General features: G+C 75.4%; 1 protein-coding gene. It reads left to right on the plus strand.

The window, feature by feature from the left end; translation table 11 throughout:
- The first annotated feature begins 126 nt into the window (after positions 1 to 126).
- A complete protein-coding gene (locus tag ACWGL3_RS32040; protein ID WP_452462157.1) occupies positions 127 to 2076 on the plus strand; it encodes an amino acid transporter in 1950 nt (649 codons plus the stop codon).
- The last annotated feature ends 124 nt before the right edge of the window (positions 2077 to 2200 follow it).

A 2200-nucleotide genomic window follows, 5' to 3' on the forward strand; every position in this document is an offset into this window, starting at 1 on the left:
GGGGGGAACGCCGTGGGGGGCTCGGGCCCCGGCGGGGGCGCCGGGGAGCCCGGCGGGGCGGCCGGGGGGGGCGCCGGTGCGGACACGGGCGCCGCCCGCGCCGGCGGCGGGGACACCGGCCCCTACGTGTGGGAGGTCCCTCCCTCGGACGGCTCCCGCGCGCGCGGCGCCCTGGCGCGGTGGCTCCTGGCCAGGCGGGTGGACGAGGTGGGCGGCCCGGGGTCGGCGCCGCACGCCGAGCGCCAGCACTCCTGGTGGCGGGTCATGTGCCTGACCGGCGTCGACTACTTCTCCACCCTCAGCTACCTCCCGGCGATCGCGATCCTCACCGCGGGCGCCCTCTCACCCGTGGCGACGCTGCTGATCGTCGTCCTCACCCTGGGCGGGATGCTGCCCGTGTACCGGAGGGTGGCCGAGCGCAGCCCGCACGGCCAGGGGTCGGTGGCGATGCTGGAACACCTGCTCCCCGAGTGGAGGGGCAAGTTCCTCGTCCTGTGCCTGCTGGGCTTCGTGGCGACGTCGTGGATCGTCACCATCACCCTGTCCACCGCCGACGCCACCGCGCACCTGGCCGCCAACCCGTACACCCCCGCCGCCGTGGCCGACCACCCGGTGCCGGTCACCCTCGTCCTCCTCGCCCTCCTGGGCGCGGTGTTCCTGGCCGGGTTCCGCGAGGCGGTCCGGATCGCCGTCCCCCTGGTGCTGGTGTTCCTGCTGCTCAACGCGGTGGTGGTGGTCGCCGCGCTGGTGCGCATCGCGGTGGACCCGTCGACCCTCGCCGACTGGGAGGGCGCGCTCCTCGGGAGCGGCCGGGGGCTCCCGTCGATGGCGGCCACCGTCCTGGTGGCCTTCCCCCTCCTGGTCCTCGGCCTGTCGGGGTTCGAGACGGGCGTCAGCATGATGCCCCTGATCCGGACGGGGGGAGGGACCGGGCAGGAGCGCCTGCGGTCGCGGATCGCCGACACACGGACCATGCTGACCACGGCCGCCGTGGTCATGAGCGTCTACCTGCTGTCCACGACGTTCGTCTCCGGGGTCCTGGTCCCCCGGGAGGCGGTGGAGCCCGGCGGGCCCGCCGCCGACCGCGTGCTCGCCTACCTCGCGTACGACCTGCTCGGCAACGGGTTCGGCGTGTTCTACGACGTGAGCACGGTCCTCATCCTGTGGTTCGCCGGGGCCTCGGCCATGGCGGGCCTGATCAACATCGTGCCGCGCTACCTGCCGCGCTACGGGATGGCGCCCGCGTGGGGACTGGCCGTGCGGCCCGTGGTGCTGGTGTACACGGCCGTCGCGATGGCCATCACCGTGGCCTTCGACGCGGGGGTCACCGCCCAGTCGGGTGCGTACGCCACCGGGATCCTCGCCATGCTCGTCACCTCGGCCCTGGCGGTGACGATCCTCGCCCACCGCTCGGGGCGGCGGCGGGCGGTGGCCGGGTTCGGGTTCCTGACGGCGGTGTTCGGCTACGCGCTCGCCGACAACGTCGCGGCCAGGCCGGACGGGCTGCTCATAGCGCTGGCGTTCGTGGCCGGCACCGTCCTGGTGTCGCTGGTCTCACGGGCGCTGAGGAGCACGGAACTCCGGACCAGCAGCGTCCACCTGGACGAGACGGCGGTCAGGTTCGCCCTGGAGGCGGTGCTCCGGGGCCGGCTGCACCTGTTCGCCAACCGGCCGGGGTCCGGCGGGGCGGCCGGGTACGGGGAGATCGAGCGCGAGCAGATGCTCCTGCACCCGATCCCGCTCCGGACGCCGCCGCTGTTCGTGGAGGTCGAGGTGCACCACCCGTCGGAGTTCGCGAGCGTCCTGCGGGTGCGCGGGGTGGAGGTGGACGGCCACCGGGTCCTGCGGGTGCGCAGCCCGGCGGCCCCCAACGCGCTCGCGGCGGTCCTCCTGTGCCTCCGTGACCGGACCGGGGCCGTTCCGCACTGCTACTTCGCCTGGTCGGAGGGGTCGCCGATCCGGCTGCTGTTCAGGTTCGGCGTGCTGGGGGAGGGGGAGACCGCGTCGTTCACCCGGGAGATCCTCCGCGAGGCCGAGGAGGACCCCAAACGGCGCCCGGTCGTCCACGTCAGCTGAGGTGCGGGGCTGCGGTCGGCCCCCGTCCCCGGTCCGCGCGCGGGTCACTCCTCCCGGGCGGCGGCCCCGGCCGGCCGAACGTCCGGACCGGGGCCCGCCGACGGGCGCCCGCCCCGCCGGAGGG

This window comes from Nocardiopsis sp. NPDC055824 (assembly GCF_053616335.1).